Below are 17,588 nucleotides of genomic sequence, written 5' to 3'. Positions count from 1 at the left end.
GTAAACATGGAATTAATAATAGACAATAGACAAGATAAATTAGAAATAAAAGAAGAGCTAATAGAAAAAATAAAAGATATTATATCTGAGTGTTTAGATTATGAAGGTTATGATGATGATTACGAAGTAAGTTTATCATTTGTTGACAATAAAGAAATACATCAATTAAATAGAGAGTTTAGGGGAGTAAATAGGCCTACAGATGTATTATCATTTCCTCTTTTAGTAGATGAAGAATTTGATGTGGACTTTGGAGAAGAATCTTTAGGTGATATAGTAGTTTCTTTAGAAAGAGCTTTTGAACAAAGTAGAGAATATAACCACAGTTTTGAAAGAGAAGTTTGTTTTTTAGTATGTCATAGTATGTTCCATTTATTAGGGTACGACCATGATACAGAAGAAAATACAAAAGAAATGAGAGAAAAGGAAGAACATATCTTAAATAAGCTTGGTATAACAAGGGAGTAATTTTTATGAAAGATAAAAAAACTCGCCCTAGTATTATAGAAGCATTTAATGCAGCTATTCAGGGTATATTATATACATTTAAATATGAACGAAATATGAAAATACATTACTTTATAGCAGTAGCGGTGTTAATTGTAAGTTTATTTTTTGATTTAAGCAAGTTAGAAATGATGATATTAACATTGTCAATTTGTCTAGTTATAATATCAGAGATGTTTAATACTGCTATAGAGAATACTGTTGACTTGGTCACAGATAAGTACCATAAACTGGCAAAAATAGCAAAAGATGTGGCAGCTGGAGGTGTATTGATATCAGCTTTAAATGCAGTTGCAGTGGGCTATCTTATATTTTATGATAAATTTGCTGATTTATCAAAATCTTTAATTTTTACCATAAGAAAATCAGAGCCTCATGTTACCTTGATATGTATTGTATTAGTACTAATATGTGTAGTCGTAGTAAAGTCATTAACATCCACAGGAACTCCACTTAAAGGTGGAATGCCAAGTGGTCATGCGGCTCTTGCATTTGCCATAGCTACATCAATTGCAATGTTAATTGAAAGGCCTATAATAGCAGCATTAGGTTATATTATGGCAATATTAGTGGCGCAAAGTAGGATCGAAGGAAAGATACATACATTTTGGGAGACGGTTGCAGGAGCATTGTTAGGTATTTTAGTAGCTATGTTAGTTTTCCAATTAAAAATAATTAACTTTTACTAAAATGTGTTATAATATTAGGTGTTTATTTAATTTTTATAAAAAATATTAGTGAAATGAATAGATATATAAACCTATGAAAAAATGAACAATAATATAAACAATCAAAAGAAAAGTTAGGAGAATCATAAATGTTTAAGTCAGGCTTTGTAAGTATAGTAGGTAGACCGAATGTTGGGAAATCTACATTAATGAATAATGTAATAGGAGAAAAAATCGCTATAATGAGCGATAAACCTCAGACAACAAGAAATACAATACAGGCAGTTTATACAAATGAAGATTGCCAAATAGTATTTTTAGATACACCAGGAATTCACAAACCTAAAACTAAACTAGGTGAGTTTATGGTAAGTCAAGCAACAGATGCATTTAAAAATGTAGATGTAGTTTTATTTGTTGTTGATGAATCGAAAAAAATAGGACCAGGAGATAGAAAAATCATGGAAGATTTACGAAATATAAAAACTCCTGTAGTCTTAGTAATAAATAAAATGGATTTAATAGAAGAAGCTGATTTATTTAACTTAATGAAGTTATATAATGAAGAAGGTATATTCAAAGAAATAGTGCCAGTATCAGCATTAAAAGGTAGAAATGTAAAAGAATTATTAAAAGTAATAGAAGGTTATCTTGAAGAAGGACCAAAGTATTTCCCAGACTATATGATAACTGATCAACCAGAAAGGGTTTTAGTTTCTGAGCTAATTAGGGAAAAAGTATTACACTTTGTTCATGATGAAGTTCCTCATGGTGTGGCAGTGGAAATAGAAAGAATGAAATTTAGAGAAGATAAGAACATCATAGATATTTCTGCGGTTATTTGTTGCGAAAGAAGTTCACATAAAGGTATAATTATAGGAAAGAATGGTAGAAAACTAAAAGGAATAGGGAAGTCAGCAAGAGAAGACATGGAATTGCTTTTAGGAGCTAAAGTTAATCTTCAATTATGGGTAAAGGTAAAAGAAAATTGGAGAAACTCTCAAAATTACATAAGTGATTTTGGTTACAATGATAAATAAAGGTGGATTATATGGATAAGAAACAAGAAGATTCCAGGGATTTGTTGAGGGATGTTATATCCTTACTTGAAAATAATAAATTATTAGATCTAATAGAATTGCTAGAAGAATATCATATTATGGATATTTTTGATGTAATGGAAAACTTAGATGAAGATATGAAAATAAAATTATTTGAAGTATTGCCAATAGATATGTCGGCTTCTATTCTAGAAGAAAGTGGTCCAGAGTTTTTTAAATCAATATTATCTAATATAGATCAAGAACATGGCAGAAATATTTTAGAACAAATGTCATTAGATGATTTAACAGATATTTTGAGCGAAATAGAAGAAGAAGAAAGACATAAAATAATGAATCTTTTGAGTAAAGAAGATGCTGATGATGTTAAAGAATTATTAGTATATGATGAAGATTCAGCTGGTGGTATAATGACTCCTGGTTATATTGAAATAAATAAGAATATGACTGCAAAAGAAGCAATAGATCATATGAGAGAAAATGCTTTAGATGCAGAGACAATATATTATATTTACGTAGTAGATAACGATGAAAAACTAGTTGGTGTTTTATCTCTTAGAGAGTTGATAACAGCAAGAGATTCAGTTATTGTAGAAGATTTAATGAGTGAAAATATTATTTCAATAGATGTAGATGAAGATAGAGAAGAAGCAGTTAGATTAGTGTCAAAATATGATTTAATTGCTATACCAGTAATAGATAAACAGGGAGTATTAAAGGGAATAATAACAGTAGATGATATTATAGATGTTATGGAAGAAGAAGCAAGTGAAGACCTATATAAACTGGCAGGTTCTTCAGAACATGAAAGAGATGTGGCAGAAGATCAAAATGCAACACCTATTCAACAAGTAACATCTTCTGTTAGGGCTAGAATGCCATGGTTAATAATAATATTAATAATGGGATTGTTATCAACAATACTTTTAACAAAGTTAGATTTTATTGGAACAGATTCAACTTACGTAAATATACTTTTTTTCTTACCAGTTATATTATGTTTAGGTGGAAGTATAGGTATGCAATCATCATCTATAACAATAATGACCTTATCAAATAAAGATATGACATCTTTAAATAATACACTAAAAGAAGTTTTAGTTGGTATAATAACAGGTGTATTATGTGGACTGATAGGAGGCGCTGGAACATATATTATAATTAACAATCAAAGTATTGCTTTACTTGTAGGAGTAGCAATATGGATAAATATGATATTTGGAGCTACTATTGGAGCATTTGTGCCTGCTTTATTAAAGAAATTAGATATAGATACTTCCATAGTATCTGCGCCTCTAGTTTCTGTAATACTTGATTTTATAGGAATATGTATATTTTTCTTAATAATAACTATGTTCCTGTAAAAAATTGTTTTTAAAAGATATGAATTATTTCTCCTATTCTTACGAAAAATATTATAAATAATGTAAGAAGGGGGTAATAATATGCACAATATATGTTGGCAATTTTTTAAGAGAAGTGGAAGTATAGAAGCTTACTTGTATATTAATAATCATAAAGCCTTACTTAAAAAGAAAGAATAAAAGGGAGATAAGTAATGGTAATATTAAACACCCAGGGTATAGTGCTTAAATCAGTCACCTATAAAGAAAATGATTTAATATTAACTATATATACTAGAAAGCTGGGAAAAATAGCTGCAATAGCTAGAGGAGCGAAGAAAAGTAAAAGTTCTTTATTATCCTCTTCACAAATATTTGCATATTCTAACTTTACATTAAAAAAAGAAGGAAATATGTATAGAGTAACCCAAAGTGAAATTATAAAAAGTTTTTATAACTTATCTTATAATTTTGAGGCTTTTTCTTATGCAACTCATATACTAAAATTAATAGACAATTTTATTATTGACAATCAATCGAATAACAGACTATTTATATTGCTTGCTCAATCTCTTTACTTATTTTGTGAAGAAAATATAGAAATGGAATATGTAAGTTTATGTTTTGAACTTAAATTTTTAGATTATGTAGGATTTAAACCTATTGTTAATAAATGTGTAAGCTGTTTTAATAATAATTTTAAAAATCCTGTATTTAATATATATGAAGGTGGAATATTATGTGAAAGGTGTAGTGATAATTTCCAACATAACTTAAGGATTAATATAACTACAGCAAAACTTATGGATTATATATTAAAAAATGATATGCTTTTATGTTCTAAAGCAAAGGTATCTAAATATCTAATAAATGAGCTAAATAAGATTTTGAAAATTTACATGAATGAATATTTAGGAAATATAAATGAAAAATCATTAAATGTTTTAAAAAGTCTAAATAAAAAGGGAGTGGAATAAATGAGTAAAATAACTATAGAAGCCATTGATCAGGTGATGGAAAGGGTACCAGGAGCAACTTATGCTCAGGTAAAAGAAGCTCTTTTGAAATGTGATGGAGATGTGGTTGATGCTATAATTTTACTACAAGACAATTCTACAGGTGCAGAAGAAAATAAAGATAAAAAATCATTTGAAGATGTATTTGGAAAAGACTCAGATAAAATAAAAGAAGAAGTTACAGAACTTTTAAGAAAAAGCAATGTTATACGTATAGTTATTGAAAAAAATGGAAAAATAATAATGAATATACCTATTACAGTAGGAGTTGTTGGAGTAGTATTTGCACCAATATTATCATTAATAGGTTTATCAGCATCAGTACTTGCAAAGTATAGAATAAAAATTGAAAATGAAGAAGAAGGCACAACAGTTGATTTAGGCGAATTTAGCGAAGAAAAATTAAATATTATTAAAGATATGGTAAGTTCAGCTGCTAAAGATGTAAAACAAGCTGTTGATAAGAAAAATAAAAATACAGAAGATAAAAATGAAAGTGATAATGACGAAGTTATAATTGACCTTAATAAAAATGACTACAGAGAAAAAAAGGATGAAGAATAACAAATAATGAGCTAGTTTATTGACAAATTTTTTATGTTTTGTTATTCTTACAAATATAAACGAAGTATTAAAAGGCCTTTCGTGGATACGGAAGGCCTTGTTGCTATAAATAGTTAAGAAATTAAATTTAGGAGGTATTAATATGAATTTTCAAGATATGATACTAGCACTTCAAAGTTACTGGTCGAAGCAAGGATGTATTATGATGCAACCTTATGATGTGGAAAAAGGTGCAGGAACAATGAATCCAAACACTATCTTAAGATCATTGGGTCCAGAGCCATGGAGTGTTTGTTATGTAGAGCCATCAAGAAGACCTGCAGATGGTAGATATGGAGAAAACCCTAATAGATTGTATCAACATCACCAATTTCAAGTTATTTTAAAGCCATCTCCAGAAAATATACAAGAATTATATTTAAAGAGTTTAGAAGCTATAGGAATTAATCCATTAGAACATGATATAAGATTTGTTGAAGATAACTGGGAATCAACTACAGTTGGTGCTTGGGGACTTGGATGGGAAGTTTGGTTAGATGGTATGGAAGTTACTCAATTTACATATTTCCAACAAGTTGGAGGAATAGAGTGCGAGTTAGAAACTGGAGAAATAACATATGGACTAGAAAGACTTGCTATGTATATCCAAGATGTTGACAGTGTTTATGATTTAAAATGGAATGATACTATAACTTATGGTGATGTATTCAAACAAGCGGAACTTGAAAATAGTACATATTCATTTGATGAATGCGATGCAGATATGTTATTTAACTTATTTGATACATATGAAAAAGAAGCATTAAGAATAATAGAAAGAGGACTTGTAGTGCCAGCATATGACTATGTGTTAAAATGTTCTCATACTTTTAATACATTAGATGCCAAAGGAGCTATAGGTGTTAGTCAAAGAGCATCATTTATAGGTAGAGTTAGAAATATGGCAAAAGCTGTAGCTGAACTTTATGTAAAACAAAGAGAAGAAATGGGATATCCACTGTTAAAGGAAGGTGACAAATAATGAATAATTACCTTTTATTAGAGATTGGGGTAGAAGAATTACCATCAAGATTTGGACAAACTACATTAGATCAAATAGAAAACAATTTAAGTAAATTACTTAAAGAAGAAAGAGTAAGTTTTAATAAAATAGAAAAGTATGCAACACCAAGAAGATTAACTTTTGTTATAGTTGACTTAGATGGTAAAGCAAGTGACTTAGAAGAAGAAGTTAAGGGGCCTGCTAAAAAAATAGCAGTAGATGATGAAGGAAACTTTACAAAACCTGCTATTGGATTTATGAAAAGTAAAGGATTAGATCCGAAAAATGTATACTTTAAGCAAGCAGGAAATGCTGAATATTTATTTGGTACAATTAAACAAGAAGGAAAAGATACTAAAGAAGTATTAAAAAATATAATTCCTGAAGCTATTAAAAATGTAACTTTCCCTAAAGCAATGCGTTGGGGTGGTAAAAATATGAGATTTGCTAGACCAATAAGATGGATGGTTACGTTATTAAATAATGAAGTACTAGATGTAAACCTAGAAGGTATAAAATCTTCTAATATTACTAAAGGTCATAGATTCTTAGGAGAAAAAGAATTTGAAGTAAATTCAATAGAAGAATATTTTGAAAAATTAGAAAAGAATTTTGTAATATTAGATCAACATAAAAGAAAAGAAATGATAAAAGAGCAAGCTATAGAAGTAGCCAACTCTTTAGGTGGAGAAGTTGAATTTGATGATGATTTACTAGAAGAAATAACATTCTTAGTAGAATATCCAACAGCTTTTTATGGTGAATTTGACGAAGAATATGTTAAGCTACCAAAAGAAGTTGTAACTACACCAATGAAAGAACATCAAAGATACTTCCCAGTATTAAAAGATGAGAAATTATTACCAAACTTTATAGCTGTTAGAAATGGTGACTCTAATAGAATAGACTTAGTTAAAGCTGGTAACGAGAAAGTTCTTAGAGCTAGACTTGCAGATGCTTTATTCTTCTACAATGAAGATACTAAGAAGTCTTTAGAAAGCTTTGTTGACAAATTACATACAGTTGTATTCCAAGCTAAACTTGGTACAGTTTACGATAAAACTTTAAGAATAGAAAAATTGTCTAAAGTTATACTTGATGAATTATGTATGGCTGAGAGTGCTGAAAATACTGCAAGAGCAGCTAAACTTTGTAAAGCTGACCTTGTAACTAATATGGTATTCGAATTTACTGAACTTCAAGGTATAATGGGTAGAGATTATGCAAAAGTAAGTGGAGAAAATGAAGAAGTATGTGAAGGTATATTTGAGCATTATCTACCAAGGTTTGCTGGTGATATATTACCAGAGACTAATTCAGGTATAGCATTATCTATAGCTGACAAATTAGATTCAATATCAGGATTCTTTGCAATAGGTATTAAGCCATCAGGTTCTCAAGACCCTTATGCCCTAAGACGTCAAGCTTTAGGAATACTTTCTATATTATTAGATAAAAAATTATCTGTTAACTTAAATAATTTAATAAATGCATCACTAGATAACTACTCTAATTTAGAATTTAATAAAGAAGAAATAGCTTGTCAAATAGTTGAATTTTTCGTTGAGAGAGTTAAAAACTTATTCAAAGATTTAGGAATAAGATATGATGTTATAGATGCAGTATTAAATAACAACTTAGATGATATATCAGATATACATACGAGAGCTCTTGAATTAAATAGATGGCTTCAAAAAGATGAGTTAGTTGAAATGTTAACTGCTTTTAACAGAGTTTCTACTTTAGCAGAGAAGGCGACAACTGATATAGTTAAAGAAGAATTATTAAAAGAAGATGCAGAAATTAAATTATATAATGGTTTTAAAGAAATACAATCAAATGTGGAGACTTTATTATCAGATAAAAAATATAATGAAGCTCTAGATGCTTTTGCTACACTAAGACCATTAGTTGATAATTTATTTGACAATGTAATGATAATGGATAAAGATGAAGTAATAAAAGAAAATAGACTTGGATTATTAAAACAAATTTATAGCACAATGCTTACTATTTGTGACTTATCTAAGATAGTTTATAAATAAACAATTATATAAAAGCACTGGCCTTCCTTTTTAAAAGAAAAATAAAGGAAGGCATTTTTTGCTTAGGATATTTAGTATAACACAAATACTATGTATAACTTGATATAGTGTGTATTAATATTAATAGGACAGTAAAAACTAAGTATATAAATAATGAAATAATTAAAAAATATATCATAAATAATGAAAAAATCTATTTACACAATAGCATATATAGATATATAATATACTATATAAGGTGTAACGGAGAAAAAGTATAGCATATTGAAAGAAGGTGATTGTCATTCAACTAAATCAAAGACAACAAAAGATAATAGAAATAGTAAAAGAAAATGAACCTATAACAAGTGAGCAAATTGCTTCCATGTTAAATGTTACTCGTGCTACGTTAAGATCAGATCTAGCTATCCTAACAATGACGGGAATATTAGATGCTAGACCAAAAGTAGGTTACTTTTATTCGGGAATAAATAAACTTAACTTAGTAGGAAACGACATGAAAAATAAAAAGGTTGAGGATATCATGAGTATTCCTGTAATAGCAAAAAAAGATGATAGCTTATATGAAGTAATAGTAAATATGTTCTTATCAGATGTTGGGAGTATTTTTATCATAGATGATGAAAGTTTATGTGGCATAGTATCAAGAAAAGATTTATTAAAGGCAACTATAGGTGGCGCAGATATGAATAAAATGCCTATAGGAATGATAATGACTAGAACTCCTAATATAATTACAGTAGAAAAAGAAGATAGTGTTATCTTAGTAGCCAAAAAGATAATAGAGCATGAAATAGATTCTATTCCAGTAGTTGAAAATATAGATGATAAAATTAAGGTAATAGGAAAAATATCAAAAACAAATATTACAAAATTATTCTTAGAGATTGTAGACAATTAAGGAGGAGAATATGGAGAGTTTTATATTATATGCAATATCCGATTCAATAGGGGAGACTGCACAACAAGTTGCTAAAGCAGCCATATCACAGTTTGATATAAAAGAAGAAACTTATGATATAAGAAGATTTCCTTATGTGTCTAATAAGGAAGTTCTTCTTGAAATATTAGAAAGCGCTAAAAATGAAAATGCTATAGTTGTCTATACTTTAGTAAGTGAAAATTTAGGCGATATTGTTGAAAGTTTCTGTTCAAAAGAAAACTTACATTGTGTAGACTTAATGTCTCAAATATTAAATATATTAACAGAAAAAATAGGAGAATCACCAAAGAGAGAGCCTGGTATAATCAGAAGAATGAATGAAGAATACTTCAGAAGAATAGAAGCCATAGAGTTCGCGGTTAAGTATGATGATGGTAAAGACCCAAGAGGAGTATTAAAGGCAGATTTAGTTTTAGTTGGTATATCAAGAACTTCAAAAACTCCGCTTAGTATGTATCTGGCAAACAGAAATATAAAAGTGGCAAACATTCCTTTAGTACCAGAAATACCAATACCAAAAGAAATATATGAAATAAACCCTAAAAAGATAATAGGACTTACTAATACACCAGAAAAGCTTAATGAGATAAGACAAGCAAGACTTAAAGCTCTTGGATTATCAAGTAGTGCAAATTACGCTAAGTTAGATAGGATTTTGGAAGAGTTAGATTACTCTGAAGGAGTAATGAAGAAGTTATCTTGTCCAGTTATTAATGTTGCAAATAAAGCAATAGAAGAAACAGCTGGATTAATTATAGATATTATGAAAGAAAATGGTTTAAAGAAAAAAATACACACAACTAATTAAAATCTTTTTAAGATTTGCATAAATAAATATTTCAAAGGGGATTCGTGATATGAGTGCTAAATACGTTTATAGCTTTAATGAAGGAAGCAAAGAAATGAAATCATTATTAGGAGGAAAGGGAGCTAATTTAGCAGAAATGACTAAAATAGGACTTCCTGTACCTCCTGGGTTTACTATAACAACTGAGTCATGTATCGATTATTATGAAAACAATAAAACAATCAAGCAAGAAATTATAAACCAAATTGAAGAAAAATTATCTTCTTTAGAAAAAGATTTAAACAAACAATTGGGAAGTGAAGAAAATCCACTTCTTGTGTCTGTTCGTTCAGGTGCAGTTATATCAATGCCAGGTATGATGGATACTATATTAAATCTTGGATTAAATGACAATACAGTTAAAGCATTGGCAAAAGCAACTGATAATGACAGATTCGCATATGATAGTTATAGAAGATTTATACAAATGTTTTCTGATGTTGCCATGGAAGTTCCAAAATATAAATTTGAAAATGTTCTAGATAAATATAAAGAAGAGAATAATTTTAAATTTGATACAGACTTAACATGTGATCATTTAAAATCAATAGTAGAAGAATATAAAGCAATATATAAAAAAGAAGTTGGAGAAGATTTTCCGCAAGATCCTAAAAAACAATTAATGTTAGCAGTAGAAGCTGTATTTAGATCTTGGAATAACCCAAGAGCTATAGTATATCGTAGATTAAATGATATTCCAAATAATTTAGGAACTGCAGTTAATATACAATCAATGGTATTTGGTAATATGGGAGACACTTCTGGTACAGGTGTTGCATTTACAAGAGACCCTGGTACAGGAGAAAATAAGTTATTAGGAGAATACTTGATAAATGCACAAGGTGAAGATGTTGTTGCAGGTATAAGAACTCCAGAGCCTATAGATACACTTGAAAAAGTAATGCCAGAAATTTATAAACAGTTTATAGATACTGTTAAAACATTAGAAAATCATTATAAAGATATGCAAGATGTTGAGTTTACTATAGAAAAAGGTAGATTATTCTTCTTACAAACTAGAAATGGTAAAAGAACAGCTGCATCTGCTATAAATGTGGCAGTAGACTTAGTTGAAGAAGGTTTAATAACTAAAGAAGAAGCTATAATGAGAGTTGAGCCTAAGCAATTAGATCAACTATTACATCCAAAGTTTGAAGATAAAGCATTAAAAGAAGCTACAGTTTTAGCTAAAGGATTACCAGCATCACCAGGAGCTGGAAGTGGTAGAATCTACTTTACTGCTGAAGAGGCTGTAGAAGCTTCAAAAAACGGAGAAAAAGTAATACTTGTTAGACAAGAAACATCTCCAGAAGATATAGAAGGAATGATCTGCTCTCAAGGAATACTTACAGCAAGAGGTGGTATGACTTCTCACGCAGCAGTTGTGGCCAGAGGTATGGGTAAATGTTGTGTCGCTGGTTGTGGAGAAATAAAAGTTGATGAAATAGCTAAAGAAGTGAGAAAAGACAACTTAGTTCTAAGAGAAGGCGATTTCATATCTATAGATGGTTCTACAGGTATTGTTTACTTAGGAGAAGTAGCTAAAACAAAAGTATCTATGACAGGTAATTTTGAAAAGTTAATGAACTGGGTTGATGAAGTTAGAGATATGAAAGTTAGAACTAATGCAGATAATCCGAGAGACTCAAAAGCTGCTGTTGATTTTGGTGCAGAAGGTATAGGACTTTGTAGAACTGAGCATATGTTCTTCGATGAAGACAGAATACCTGCTGTTAGAAAAATGATATTATCAAATACTGTTGAAGATAGAGTTGAAGCTTTAGATAAGTTATTACCTATGCAACAACAAGATTTTGTTGATATATATAAGGTTATGGGTGACAGACCAGTTAATATAAGACTATTAGATCCACCACTACATGAATTCTTACCACATGATGATGAAACAATAGAACAATTAGCTAAGGATATGAATATTCAAGCTAGTGAAATCAAAAAAAGAATAGTAGACTTGTCTGAATTTAATCCTATGCTTGGTCACAGAGGATGTAGACTTGCAGTTACTTATCCAGAAATAGCTGTAATGCAAACTAAAGCTATAATAAATGCTGCTATAGAAGTTAATAAAGAAGGTTTAAATGTTGAACCAGAAATAATGATACCACTAGTTGGTGCGTTAAATGAATTTAAAGTAGTTAAAAATATTATAGTTGAAACAGCAAATGCAATTATAGAAGAAAGTAACGTGGATTTAAAATATACTGTAGGAACAATGATAGAGATACCTAGAGCTTGTTTAATAGCTGATGAAATAGCAAGAGAAGCTGATTTCTTCTCATTTGGTACAAATGATTTAACACAAATGACATTTGGATATTCTAGAGACGATGCTGGAAAATTCTTAGGTCAATATGTGGATGAAGAAATATTAGAAAAAGATCCATTCCAAGTATTAGACCAAAATGGTGTTGGTAAATTAGTAAAAATGGCAACAACACTAGCAAGAGGAGAAAAAGGTGATAATATTAAACTTGGAATCTGTGGAGAGCATGGAGGAGATCCTACATCAGTAGAATTCTGCTATGAGACAGGACTAAACTATGTATCTTGTTCACCATATAGAATTCCAATAGCAAGACTTGCGGCTGCACAAGCAACTATTAAGAAAAAATTAAAATAGACACATAAATAAATAATAATATATAATAAAAAAGGTCAAAGTCTAAGTACTTTGACCTTTTTTGTTGTAGTGTACTTACCATTGAGAGATATGCTATTATTTAAAATTTGCATAAAAAATCAGAGCCTTAAAAGCTCCGATTTTATGATAAATAACTAAAGTAATATTTATTTTATAACAATTAAATCTTTTGTTACATTGTTTAATACTTCACAACCATCTTCAGTTATTAATACTAAGTCTTCTATTCTAACTCCAACTTCACCTGGTAAATAAATACCTGGCTCAACTGAGAATATCATACCTGGTTTTAATATAGCTTCATTTACAGAAGATACATCACCGAACTCATGGCATTCCATTCCTATAGAATGACCAGTTCTATGAGTGAAATATTCTCCGTAACCTTTTTCAGTTATGTAGTCACGACAAGCGTTATCTACATCACAGAATCTATTTCCTGGTTTACAAGCAGCAATACCTCTTAAGTTAGCTTCTTTAACTATTTCATATACTTCTTTTCCTTTTTCAGAAACTTCACCTAAAAATACTGTTCTAGTCATGTCAGAGCAATATCCATCTTTTACACAACCTAAGTCAAGAACAACTGAATCTCCAAATTTACCTTTAGAGTTATCTGATTCATGGTGAGGGTCAGCAGCGTTAGCACCATATCCTATAATTGGATCAAAAGAGTGACCTTGTGCTCCACCTTCAAGATACATTTCTAAGATTTTATCTGCCATTTCTAATTCAGTATAACCTTCTTTAACAAGTGGCATTAATCTTTCAATAACGCTATCATTTAATCTTGACGCTTCTCTCATTAATTCTTGTTCTTTTTCATCTTTAATTTGACGAATGTCATCTATTATAAATGATCCATCAATAAATTTAGTAGCATTTAATTTACTCATTAAAGGTAATAAGAACTTAGCTGGCCAAACTTTATCTATACCAACTATAGTATTTTCTCTCATGCAGTTTGCTAACATTCCTACATAATCATCGATATCATCAAAGTAAACTATTTCAGCTCCTTCAATTGGAGTAGACTGTGGGAATAATTTACCTATGAAAAATTTATGATTGCCTTCAATATCAAGATAAAGAGCAAGCATTCTTTCTCCACAATTTAACATACGGCCTGTTAAATAACATATAGAAGCTGGATCAGCTACTATTAATTGAGGAATATCGTTTTCCTTCATTGATGTAATAATTCTTTGTAATTTCATTTGATCCATTAATAAATCCCCCTATTGTAAAGTACAAATTAATTAATCTAAAAATTTATTTATTTAAATTAACTAAGATTATTGTAGTATTCATGTCTAATAAAGTCAATATTAGTCATTAAAAACTTAAAAAATAAAAAAGTAAAACGCTTTTATTTTATTGAATTATTAAAAAATTCACAATGTTATTACTAGTATGTAGTTATTAGGAATAATGTGGCAGATTATTGTATCTTTATATATAAAAAAATATATATAATGTAATTATTCTAAGATTATATTATAATTACAGATGACAAGAAATATTAACTGCAAATATATATTTCAAATGAAATAATTATATTCAAATGTATATGACTTGTAGACAACTTAATATCAAATGTTTTACAAAATATTATATTTAGGGGTGGATAGTATATGAGTATAGCAAGTAGAATATCTGCACTTAGAAAAATAATGGAAGATAGAAACATAGATGCTTACATTATTCCTTCTGCAGACAATCATCAAAGTGAATATGTTGGGGAACATTTTAAATCTAGACAATTTATTTCAGGTTTTAAAGGTTCAGCAGGAACTGTAGTAGTAACTAAAGAAAAAGCTGGACTATGGACTGATGGAAGATATTTTATTCAAGCTGAAAAAGAGTTATCAGGAAGTGGTATAGACTTATTCAAAATGGGTGAAGAAGGAGTGCCAACTGTTAATGAGTTTGTTATAGAAAATATAGATACAGATGGAAAATTAGGTTTTGATGGAAGACTAATAGCAGCTGGTGAAGGGCTAGAACTTAAAGAAGAATTAGAAAAGAAAAACGTTATCATTAAGTATGATGAAGATCTTGTTGATTCTATTTGGGAAGATAGACATGCTTTATCAGAAGAAAAGGCTTTTGCTCTAGATGTGAAATATGCTGGAGAAAGTTTTCAATCTAAGATAAATAGAATAAGAAATGTAATGAGAGAAAATAATGCAACAACTCATGTAGTTACAACTCTAGATGAGGTGGCATGGATATTTAATATAAGAGGAAATGATGTAAGTTATACACCTGTAGTACTTGCTTATGCAGTTATAACTCTTGATAAAGCTTATTTATTTATTGATGAGAAAAAAATTGATCATGTTGTTAAGTCAGAATTTAATCAATGTAATATAGAAATAAGACCATATAATGATGTTTATGATTTCATAAAAGGATTAGATGATAAAGAAGTTATAATGCTAGATCCAGAGAGAGTAAATTATTCTTTATATAATAATATTTCAGAAAGCATTAAAAAAGTAGAAATAGAAAATCCTGCAGTTTTAATGAAAGCGATGAAAAATGAAACTGAATTAAAAAATATAGAAAATGCATATATAAAAGATGGTATAGCATGTACTAAATTTATGTACTGGCTAAAAACTAACGTAGGTAAAATTGAAATTAGTGAACTTAGTGCATCAGAAAAGCTATTACAGCTTAGAAAAGAACAAGAAGGGTTTGTTGACTTAAGTTTTGAAACTATAGCAGGTTATAAAGAACATGCTGCTATGATGCATTATGCAGCAACTGAAGAAAGTGATTACGAAATAAAAGCAGAGCATATGTTCTTAGTAGATTCTGGCGGTCATTATTTAGAAGGAACTACAGATGTAACAAGAACATACATATTGGGAGAAATATCTGAGGAATTGAAAACACATTATACTGCAGTAGCAAGAGGTATGATAAATCTTTCAATGGCTAAGTTTTTATATGGATGTAGAGGGTATAACTTAGATATACTTGCAAGAGGCCCAATGTGGGATATGGGAATTGACTATAAATGTGGAACAGGACACGGTGTTGGATATATGCTAAGTGTACATGAAGGACCAAGTGGATTTAGATGGTATATTGTGCCTGCAAAACATGAAACAACTCCTTTTGAAGAAGGAATGGTTATAACAAATGAACCAGGAATTTATGTTGAAGGTTCTCATGGAATTCGTATAGAAAATCAACTAGTTGTTAAAAGACTAGAAAAAAATATAAATGGACAATTTATGGCATTTGATGCAATAACTATGTGTCCAATAGATTTAGATGGAATTAATCCAAGTTTAATGAATGAAAGAGAAAAAGCGTATTTAAATGCTTATCATAAAAATGTATATGAAACAATCAGTCCTTATTTAAATGAAGACGAAAGAAACTGGTTAAAAGACTATACAAGAGAAATATAGTATTGAAAATTAAAAACAGAATTAATTATAAAAGTTTAAGTAAATTAGTTGCTGATGATAATGAAAATAGTAAAAATAAAGTAGCTTAATTATTACACAGTATCATAATAAAAGTATTACAACTGGGTTCTGAGCTGTTACGGAACCCAGTTTTTTATTAAAATTAAAATAAATTTTTCAACAGAAGGAGAGCAAAATTATGAGAGCTTATGAAAGAATGTTAAATTATGTAAAAATATGGACTACTAGTGATAGCAGTAGTGAAACTGTACCTTCTACTTCTCGTCAATTTGATTTAGCTAAAATATTAGTAGAAGAGATGAAAGAACTAGGAATAGAAGATGCTCATATAGATGATAAATGTTATGTTTATGGAACTTTACCTGCAACAAAAGGATATGAAGACAAATCCAAATTAGGATTTATAGCTCACTTAGATACTTCAGAAGACATAAGTGGACAAAATGTAAACCCACAAATCATAGAAAATTATGATGGAGAAGATATAGTTTTAGGAGAGAGTGGAAGAGTTATAAAGGTTTCAGATTTTCCGCATTTAAAAAACTTTAAAGGAAGAACTTTAATAACTACAGATGGAACTACTTTACTTGGGGCAGATGATAAAGCAGGTATAGCAGAAATAATGACTGCAATAGAAATAATACAAAAGGAAAATATACCTCACGGAAAAATAAGTATAGGATTTAATCCAGATGAAGAAATAGGTACAGGGGCTCATAATTTTGATGTTGAAAAATTTGGAGCTGATTTTGCATACACTTTAGACGGATGGTTAGAAGGACAAATAGAATATGAAAACTTTAATGCATCAACAGCAACATTTGAGATAAAAGGTATAAATGTTCATCCAGGTAGTGCAAAAGATATAATGGTGAATTCTCAATTATTAGCTATGGAGATAAACTCAATGTTACCAAATGAAACTCCAGCAACTACTGAGGGGTATGAAGGATTTTATCATTTAATGGAAACTACAGGTTCAGTTGAGTATTCTAAATTAGTTTACATAGTTAGAGATCATGATGCAGATAAATTTGTTGCAAGAAATGAATTCTTACAAAACATAGAAAAAACTATGAATAAAAAATACGGTGAAGGTGTAGTAACTCTTACTATAAAACAACAATACAGAAATATGAAAGAAAAAATAGAGCCATGTATGCATTTAATAGACAATGCTAAAAAAGCTATAAAGGCAGTAGGTTTAGAGCCGACTGTAGATGCAATACGTGGAGGAACTGACGGTGCTCAATTAAGTTTCAAAGGACTTCCTTGTCCAAACTTAGGAACTGGTGGAGCTGCTTATCATGGAGCTTGTGAACATATAAGTGTGGAAGGTATGGACAAAGTTGTTGAGATAGCTATTGAATTAGTTAAAATATATGCAGAAATGTAATTATTTTTATATGATTAATTAAAAACTGGAGGAATAAATATTTAG

General features: G+C 29.4%; 14 protein-coding genes. 13 read left to right on the top strand and 1 reads right to left on the bottom strand.

The features are described 5' to 3' along the window. Positions 1 to 6: 6 nt before the first annotated feature. From ybeY to ppdK, 11 genes are all read left to right on the top strand, one after another. A complete protein-coding gene (ybeY, locus tag TVTCOM_RS15680; protein ID WP_434797201.1) occupies positions 7 to 468 on the top strand; it encodes an rRNA maturation RNase YbeY in 462 nt (153 codons plus the stop codon). A gap of 5 nt (positions 469 to 473) precedes the next feature. Then, positions 474 to 1,196, top strand: a complete 723-nt coding sequence (locus TVTCOM_RS15675; protein ID WP_434797200.1) for a diacylglycerol kinase — start codon at positions 474 to 476, stop codon at positions 1,194 to 1,196. A 128-nt stretch (positions 1,197 to 1,324) separates the two neighbouring features. After that, entirely contained in the window at positions 1,325 to 2,215 is an 891-nt protein-coding gene (era, locus tag TVTCOM_RS15670) for a GTPase Era (protein WP_434797199.1), read from the top strand. A gap of 11 nt (positions 2,216 to 2,226) precedes the next feature. Continuing rightward, positions 2,227 to 3,600: a magnesium transporter gene (gene mgtE, locus TVTCOM_RS15665; protein WP_434797198.1), complete on the top strand. Its 1,374-nt coding sequence runs from the start codon at positions 2,227 to 2,229 to the stop codon at positions 3,598 to 3,600. Between the two features lie 194 nt (positions 3,601 to 3,794). Further along, complete coding sequence (gene recO, locus TVTCOM_RS15660) at positions 3,795 to 4,556, top strand: DNA repair protein RecO (RefSeq protein ID WP_434797197.1); 762 nt, start codon at positions 3,795 to 3,797, stop codon at positions 4,554 to 4,556. Next, complete coding sequence (locus TVTCOM_RS15655; protein WP_434797196.1) at positions 4,557 to 5,159, top strand: DUF4342 domain-containing protein; 603 nt, start codon at positions 4,557 to 4,559, stop codon at positions 5,157 to 5,159. 142 nt (positions 5,160 to 5,301) lie between these two features. Further along, a complete protein-coding gene (gene glyQ, locus TVTCOM_RS15650; RefSeq protein WP_434797195.1) occupies positions 5,302 to 6,180 on the top strand; it encodes a glycine--tRNA ligase subunit alpha in 879 nt (292 codons plus the stop codon). Beyond that, positions 6,180 to 8,246 carry a glycine--tRNA ligase subunit beta gene (glyS, locus tag TVTCOM_RS15645; RefSeq protein WP_434797194.1) on the top strand — a complete coding sequence of 689 codons (2,067 nt, stop codon included), beginning with the start codon at positions 6,180 to 6,182 and terminating at the stop codon, positions 8,244 to 8,246. The genes glyQ and glyS overlap by 1 nt, the downstream gene beginning before the upstream one ends. Before the next feature lie 274 nt (positions 8,247 to 8,520). Beyond that, complete coding sequence (locus TVTCOM_RS15640) at positions 8,521 to 9,147, top strand: helix-turn-helix transcriptional regulator (RefSeq protein WP_434797193.1); 627 nt, start codon at positions 8,521 to 8,523, stop codon at positions 9,145 to 9,147. Between the two features lie 10 nt (positions 9,148 to 9,157). Next, positions 9,158 to 9,997, top strand: coding sequence for a pyruvate, water dikinase regulatory protein (locus tag TVTCOM_RS15635; RefSeq protein WP_434797192.1), 840 nt, complete (start codon positions 9,158 to 9,160; stop codon positions 9,995 to 9,997). A gap of 49 nt (positions 9,998 to 10,046) precedes the next feature. Next, a complete protein-coding gene (ppdK, locus tag TVTCOM_RS15630; RefSeq protein ID WP_434797191.1) occupies positions 10,047 to 12,677 on the top strand; it encodes a pyruvate, phosphate dikinase in 2,631 nt (876 codons plus the stop codon). A 167-nt stretch (positions 12,678 to 12,844) separates the two neighbouring features. Here ppdK and TVTCOM_RS15625 read toward each other — a convergent pair whose 3' ends face one another. Next, a complete protein-coding gene (locus tag TVTCOM_RS15625; RefSeq protein ID WP_434797190.1) occupies positions 12,845 to 13,924 on the bottom strand; it encodes a M24 family metallopeptidase in 1,080 nt (359 codons plus the stop codon). Between the two features lie 408 nt (positions 13,925 to 14,332). Here TVTCOM_RS15625 and TVTCOM_RS15620 point away from each other — a divergent pair, with 408 nt between their 5' ends. Both TVTCOM_RS15620 and pepT read left to right on the top strand, forming a co-directional pair. Beyond that, positions 14,333 to 16,126: an aminopeptidase P family protein gene (locus TVTCOM_RS15620; protein ID WP_434797189.1), complete on the top strand. Its 1,794-nt coding sequence runs from the start codon at positions 14,333 to 14,335 to the stop codon at positions 16,124 to 16,126. Between the two features lie 199 nt (positions 16,127 to 16,325). After that, complete coding sequence (gene pepT / locus TVTCOM_RS15615) at positions 16,326 to 17,543, top strand: peptidase T (protein WP_434797188.1); 1,218 nt, start codon at positions 16,326 to 16,328, stop codon at positions 17,541 to 17,543. The last annotated feature ends 45 nt before the right edge of the window (positions 17,544 to 17,588 follow it).

Source organism: Terrisporobacter vanillatitrophus (assembly GCF_051148895.1).
Classification (GTDB): Bacteria; Bacillota; Clostridia; order Peptostreptococcales; family Peptostreptococcaceae; genus Terrisporobacter; species Terrisporobacter vanillatitrophus.
This window is presented reverse-complemented; position numbering and strand designations above follow the sequence as displayed.

Excerpts from the sequence above, each read along its gene's own strand:
- ybeY (WP_434797201.1), top strand. The coding sequence starts at position 7 with ATGGAATTAATAATAGACAATAGACAAGATAAATTAGAAATAAAAGAA.
- TVTCOM_RS15675 (WP_434797200.1), top strand. The coding sequence starts at position 474 with ATGAAAGATAAAAAAACTCGCCCTAGTATTATAGAAGCATTTAATGCA.
- era (WP_434797199.1), top strand. The coding sequence starts at position 1,325 with ATGTTTAAGTCAGGCTTTGTAAGTATAGTAGGTAGACCGAATGTTGGG.
- mgtE (WP_434797198.1), top strand. The coding sequence starts at position 2,227 with ATGGATAAGAAACAAGAAGATTCCAGGGATTTGTTGAGGGATGTTATA.
- recO (WP_434797197.1), top strand. The coding sequence starts at position 3,795 with ATGGTAATATTAAACACCCAGGGTATAGTGCTTAAATCAGTCACCTAT.
- TVTCOM_RS15655 (WP_434797196.1), top strand. The coding sequence starts at position 4,557 with ATGAGTAAAATAACTATAGAAGCCATTGATCAGGTGATGGAAAGGGTA.
- glyQ (WP_434797195.1), top strand. The coding sequence starts at position 5,302 with ATGAATTTTCAAGATATGATACTAGCACTTCAAAGTTACTGGTCGAAG.
- glyS (WP_434797194.1), top strand. The coding sequence starts at position 6,180 with ATGAATAATTACCTTTTATTAGAGATTGGGGTAGAAGAATTACCATCA.
- TVTCOM_RS15635 (WP_434797192.1), top strand. The coding sequence starts at position 9,158 with ATGGAGAGTTTTATATTATATGCAATATCCGATTCAATAGGGGAGACT.
- ppdK (WP_434797191.1), top strand. The coding sequence starts at position 10,047 with ATGAGTGCTAAATACGTTTATAGCTTTAATGAAGGAAGCAAAGAAATG.
- TVTCOM_RS15625 (WP_434797190.1), bottom strand. The coding sequence starts at position 13,924 with ATGGATCAAATGAAATTACAAAGAATTATTACATCAATGAAGGAAAAC.
- TVTCOM_RS15620 (WP_434797189.1), top strand. The coding sequence starts at position 14,333 with ATGAGTATAGCAAGTAGAATATCTGCACTTAGAAAAATAATGGAAGAT.
- pepT (WP_434797188.1), top strand. The coding sequence starts at position 16,326 with ATGAGAGCTTATGAAAGAATGTTAAATTATGTAAAAATATGGACTACT.